The organism is Parasphingopyxis sp., assembly GCF_052168295.1.
In the GTDB taxonomy this organism is placed as follows: domain Bacteria; phylum Pseudomonadota; class Alphaproteobacteria; order Sphingomonadales; family Sphingomonadaceae; genus Parasphingopyxis.
Map to the genome: position 1 here is coordinate 1 of NZ_JBQLZN010000064.1, position 5482 is coordinate 5482.

At 62.3% G+C, this 5482-nt stretch carries 6 protein-coding genes and 1 pseudogene; 3 read left to right on the top strand and 4 right to left on the bottom strand.

All coding sequences use genetic code 11. The features are described from left to right. The 4 genes and pseudogenes from gatB to gatC form a co-directional block, all read right to left on the bottom strand. A pseudogene (gene gatB, locus ACTS1Z_RS10845) lies at positions 1 to 433 on the bottom strand (Asp-tRNA(Asn)/Glu-tRNA(Gln) amidotransferase subunit GatB); the annotation flags it as partial. Further along, on the bottom strand, positions 423 to 872 hold the full coding sequence (locus tag ACTS1Z_RS10850; protein WP_442624479.1) for a hypothetical protein: 450 nt from the start codon (positions 870 to 872) through the stop codon (positions 423 to 425). The gene ACTS1Z_RS10850 and the pseudogene gatB, both read right to left, overlap by 11 nt. After that, complete coding sequence (gene gatA, locus ACTS1Z_RS10855; protein ID WP_442624480.1) at positions 869 to 2350, bottom strand: Asp-tRNA(Asn)/Glu-tRNA(Gln) amidotransferase subunit GatA; 1482 nt, start codon at positions 2348 to 2350, stop codon at positions 869 to 871. The genes ACTS1Z_RS10850 and gatA overlap by 4 nt, the downstream gene beginning before the upstream one ends. Beyond that, positions 2350 to 2637 carry an Asp-tRNA(Asn)/Glu-tRNA(Gln) amidotransferase subunit GatC gene (gene gatC, locus ACTS1Z_RS10860; RefSeq protein WP_442624484.1) on the bottom strand — a complete coding sequence of 96 codons (288 nt, stop codon included), beginning with the start codon at positions 2635 to 2637 and terminating at the stop codon, positions 2350 to 2352. Before gatC ends, gatA begins: the two co-directional genes overlap by 1 nt. A 124-nt stretch (positions 2638 to 2761) precedes the next feature. On the opposite strand from gatC, the gene ACTS1Z_RS10865 reads away from it, so the two are divergent. The 3 genes from ACTS1Z_RS10865 to ACTS1Z_RS10875 are packed head-to-tail and all read left to right on the top strand — an operon-like array spanning position 2762 to position 5474. After that, positions 2762 to 3976, top strand: a complete 1215-nt coding sequence (locus tag ACTS1Z_RS10865; RefSeq protein ID WP_442624481.1) for a DUF3089 domain-containing protein — start codon at positions 2762 to 2764, stop codon at positions 3974 to 3976. Further along, complete coding sequence (gene ruvX / locus ACTS1Z_RS10870; protein WP_442624482.1) at positions 3973 to 4437, top strand: Holliday junction resolvase RuvX; 465 nt, start codon at positions 3973 to 3975, stop codon at positions 4435 to 4437. The genes ACTS1Z_RS10865 and ruvX overlap by 4 nt, the downstream gene beginning before the upstream one ends. A 47-nt stretch (positions 4438 to 4484) precedes the next feature. After that, complete coding sequence (locus ACTS1Z_RS10875) at positions 4485 to 5474, top strand: aspartate carbamoyltransferase catalytic subunit (RefSeq protein WP_442624483.1); 990 nt, start codon at positions 4485 to 4487, stop codon at positions 5472 to 5474. Positions 5475 to 5482 lie beyond the last annotated feature (8 nt).

Genomic DNA, 5482 nt, shown 5'->3' on the forward strand with positions numbered 1-5482 from the left:
TGCCCGCATCCTGCTCGACATGGATGCGCTCGATGCCGATCGTCTTGACCGTGCCTTCGGGATCCTTTTCGTCGAGCGACACCTCGATCTCGCCCTCGCCGACGATCGGGTGGAACAGCTGCGAAATCTGATAACCCTGCGGCAGGTCGGCATAGAAGTAATTCTTCCGGTCGAAACGCGACCAGCGGTTGATCTGCGCGTTGAGAGCCAGCCCCGTCCGCACCGCCTGGCGAATGCACTCGCCATTCACAACCGGCAGCATCCCGGGCATCGCCGCATCGACGAGCGAAACGTTGCAGTTGGGCTCCGCGCCGAATTCGGTCGAAGCGCCGGAAAAGAGCTTGGCGTTGGACGTGATCTGCGCATGGACCTCAAGGCCGATCACGACCTCCCACTCTCCCGTTGCGCCCTGGATGCGGTAATCAGCTGACATCTGCACCTTTTTCTATACGATTCATCAGAAGAGAAATAACTGCATAAACAGAATTAAATAACCACCAAACAATCATTACAGCAGCAAACTTCCATCCCTGACCGATTATCAACTCCAATATCCAAGACAAAAAAATTGCATAAAATAAAACGAAAATTAGATACAAAAAATTTCTTCGATCAGGTTTATTAGAAATTGAATTTCCAACATTAAACAATAAGAAGGCAAATCCTAGTACAAGAAATGAAGCTCCACCAATAGCAAAAAAGCTGCCAATATCATTTCCGACGCTAGATCTAGAAAACTCAACTCCAAGAATTGCTCCAACTGCAGCTCCAGGTATAACATTGAGAACGGCGGAAAACGCTGTATATCGACGATCAGGGGTGAATACCGCTAGAGTTGTTTCGACCGCCTTACGTTCTCGTTCTTGGTTCACCACCATTTCTCCGCCCGATGCGTAAAGTCGGCGCGTTCTTCCAGCGCCAGCCCCGCATTCATCACGCCCTGCTCGTCCAGCGCCTTGCCGATGACCTGCAGACCCAGCGGCAGCCCCTGCTTGTCGAGACCACCTGGCACGGCGATGGCCGGCAGTCCGGCCAGCGAACTCGGCACGGTGAAGACGTCGTTTAGGTACATGGCGATCGGGTCATCGCTGAGATCGCCGAGCCCGAAGGCAGCAGACGGCGCGGTCGGGGTCAGCAGATAATCGCAGCTTTCCCAAGCCTTGTCGAAATCCTGCACGATCAGCGTCCGCACCTTCGCGGCCTGCGTGTAATAGGCGTCGTAGAAGCCGGCCGAGAGGACATAGGTGCCGATCATGATCCGCCGCTTGACCTCGTCGCCGAACCCGGCGGCGCGCGTCGCGGCATACATTTCCTGCAGATTTGCGCCCTCGGGCAGCTCGCGCAGGCCGTAGCGCACGCCGTCATAGCGCGCGAGATTGGCCGAGGCCTCGGCGGGCGCGATGATGTAATAGGCGGGCAGCGCGTACTTCGTATGCGGCAGCGAGACGTCGACGATCTCGGCCCCAGCATCGCGCAGCCATTCCTCGCCCTGCTTCCACAGCGCATCGATCTCCTCGGGCATATCGTCGACGCGATACTCCTTCGGGATGCCGATCTTCTTGCCCTTCAGATCGCTGCTGAGTCCCGCTTCCCAGTCGGGTACGGGTTCGTCGAGCGACGTCGCATCGTGCGGATCGTATCCGGCCATCGCCTCGAGCAGGATCGCGCAATCCTTCACGCTGCGCGCCATCGGCCCGGCCTGGTCGAGCGAACTCGCAAAGGCCACGATGCCGAAACGCGAGCAACGGCCATAGGTCGGCTTCACGCCGACAATGCCCGTAAAGGCGGCGGGCTGACGGATCGATCCGCCCGTATCCGTGCCGGTCGCCGCGGGCACGATATGCGCGGCGATCGCCGCCGACGTGCCGCCCGAACTGCCGCCCGGCGAGAGCGGCGCATTGCCGCCATCGGTGCGCTTCCACGGCGAGATCACGTTGCCGAAATAGCTGGTCTCGTTGGACGAGCCCATCGCGAACTGGTCCATGTTGAGCTTACCGAGCATACCCGCGCCCGCCGCGAACAGCTTGCCCGATACAGTCGACTCATAGGGCGGCACAAAGCCTTCGAGCATATGGCTCGCCGCGGTGGACTGGACGCCCTTCGTGCAGAACAGATCCTTGATGCCGAGCGGCACGCCGGACAGCGCGGCCACATCGCCCGCCGCCAACCCACGGTCTGCTTCTTCGGCCGCCTCAACGGCTTTTTCCGGCGTTGTCACGATGAAACAGTTGAGCGCCTCGGCATCGGCAACGGCATCGTTGAACGCATCGGCCACTTCGCGCGCGGAAAACTGACCGCCGCGAAAACCGTCGCGGATCTCCGCGACGCCCAGATCGGTAATATCGGCCACTATTCGATTACCTTCGGCACGCCGAAAAAGCCGTGTTCGGCCACCGGCGCATTGGCGAGGATATCCTCGCGCTTGTCGCCATCGGTGACGACGTCTTCGCGCATGCGGGTATGGTTCTCGATGACGACCGACAGCGGCTCGACGCCGGACGTATCGACTTCGCCCAATTGCTCGACAAAGCCGAGGATATCGTTGAGATCGGGCTTGAGGCGCTCGGCCTCCTCTTCGCTCATCGCAATGCGGGCAAGGCTCGCTATGCGGAGCACGGTTTCAGTATCGACGGACATGGCCGCGCGGCTAGCATCGCCCTGTCCCTGCTGCAAGCGCGTATGACGCATGTACGCTGCCTCGGCGTTGGCCTTTCGGACAGCTTGGCCTATGGCGCGCGCGAGTGCATCTGAAAGACCGATCATGGCTGCCCGAATATTCCTCTATCTGATCGCGATTATCATCGTGCTGATCCTGATGGCCGGCATCGCCTGGACGCTGTTCCAGGACGAGCTGCTGGAGATGGCGCTCGTGCCCAGCGCAGAGGTCGAAGTTCTCGAAGAAGTGCAAGAGAGCGCCTATGCGGACCGGGCGATGTGGCTGATCCGGCCGGACATCCCCAACCCGCCGAGCGACTGGCTGCCCGAGGACTTTGGCGCGGCGCAGGCGGCTGAGAATGATGTCGATACGCAAGCCATGTACGCGCTGACGATGGGCGATACGGCGCCGCCACCGCCCGAGTCTTCCGAAGCCGATACGGATATCGAGCGCATTCCCGTGTTCTACGTGCTGCCGACGACCTATCTCGACCGTGATCGCTGGAACGCGCCGATCGACAGCCCGGCCGCGCGGCCGCGTCAGGAGCTGTTCGCCGCGAGCCAGGCCAGCGTCTTCAACGGTATCGGCGAGATCTGGGCGCCGCTCTACCGCCAGGCCGTGGTCGGCGCGTTCCTGACCGACAGCAACGATGCCGCGGTGGCGCTGCGCTACGCCTATAACGACGTTGAGACGGCGTTCGATTATTTCCTATCGGAGATCGGCGAGGACCGGCCCTTCATCGTCGCCGGGCACAGCCAGGGCGCGCTGCATGTCACCACGCTGCTCCACGAGCGCATCGCGGGAACCGATCTCGCTGGACGCATCGCGGCGGCCTATATCATCGGCTGGCCGATTTCGGTCGAGGCGGACCTGCCCGCCCTGCCCCTGCAACCCTGCACTGGACCGGACGCCGTGAACTGCATCATCGCCTTCCAGAGTTTCGGCGAACCGGCCAACCCAGATCAGATTACGCGCATCTATGATGGCAGCACCGGCTATACAGGCGATCTCCGCGGCGACACGGCGATGCTGTGCGTCAATCCGCTGACCGGCGACCGCGATGGCGCGGCCAATGCCGAAGCCAATAGCGGTTCGCTGCTCCCCAACGAAGATATGAACGACGCCTCGCTCGTACCAGAACTCATCTCGGCGCGCTGCGACCATCAGGGCCTGCTGCTGGTCGGCCAGCCGCCGGAGGATTATGGCCGGTACGTCCTGCCCGGTAACAATTACCACGTCTTCGATTTCATGCTCTTCTGGAGCAATCTGCGAGCAGACGTGGAGCGGCGCGTGACGGCCTATCGCGCGGCGGCGCAATGATCGCGGACAGCGCGGGCGATTTCCGCGCGGCGCTGCCCGATGGCGGGCGGCTGGCCGGGCTCGATGTCGGCAGCAAGACGATCGGCGTGGCGCTCTGCGACGCGCAATGGACATTCGCGAGCGCCGCGGAGACCGTGAAGCGCCGCAAATTCTCACAGGACCTCGAACGGCTGAAAACGATCTTCGCCGACCAACAGGTCGCCGGCCTTGTGATCGGCCTCCCGCTCAATCTCGACGGTACGGACAGCCCGCAAACCCAATCCACCCGTGCCTTCGCCCGCAACCTCGATCAGGCCCTCGACCTCCCCATCCTCCTCTGGGACGAACGCTGGTCCACGCAAGCCGTAGAACGCGCGATGATCGATCTGGATGTGACGCGCAAGAAACGCGCGGCCAAGGTCGACGCGGTGGCGGCCGAATATATTTTGCAGGGCGCCATTGACGCGATGGTGGCGCAATAGCAGCGCCCATTGCCCCCTCCCCATCCCGGGTCTAAGAGGCCCCTTTGATGCAAAACGCGATTCCCACTGCTGCGGCCACGCCCGAAGGCGCGCATCCGTTTCCGCACAGGCATCTCACCGGTATTTTCGGGCTCCAGCCCTGGGAGATCACCTTCCTGCTCGACGAAGCCGAGCAATGGGTGGACCTCAACCGCCAATCCTCCAAGCATGACGACCGGCTCGCGGGCCTGACGCAGATGAACGCCTTTTTCGAGGCATCGACGCGCACGCTGCTGTCGTTCGAGATTGCGGGCAAGCGGCTCGGCGCGGACGTCGTCAACATGCATGCCGCGCAATCGAGCGTGAAAAAGGGCGAGACGCTGATCGACACGGCGGTGACGCTCAACGCGATGCGCGCCGATGTCATCGTGATCCGGCATCAGGCGTCGGGCGCGGTGCAGCTGATCGCCGACAAGGTCGATTGCCCGGTGCTCAATGCCGGGGACGGCTGGCACGAACATCCGACACAGGCGCTGCTCGATGCGCTGACTATCCGGCGGCGGCGCGGGGCGTTCGAAAAGCTGCGCGTCGCGATCTGCGGGGATATCCTGCATTCGCGGGTCGCACGCTCGAACATCCTTGCGCTGACAGCGCTTGGCACGGAAGTGCATGTGATCGCGCCGCCGACGCTAATGCCACCGGCGATCGAGCGGCTCGGCGTTATCCCCTTTACCGATTTCGATGCGGGACTCGAAGGTGCCGATGTCGTGATGATGCTACGCCTCCAGAAAGAGCGGATGCAGGGCGGCTTCATCCCCTCCCCGCGCGAATATTTCACGCTCTACGGCCTGACACGCGAACGGCTGGACCGTGCCGCGCCCGACGCGCTGGTCATGCATCCGGGACCGATGAACCGGGGCGTGGAGATCGCCAGCGACATTGCCGACGATCTCGAACGCTCCGCAATCACCGAACAGGTCGAGATGGGCGTCGCCGTGCGCATGGCCTGTCTCGACGTGCTGACCCGCAAGCAGCGCGGCGTGGAGGGCTGGGCATGAGCGCGCTG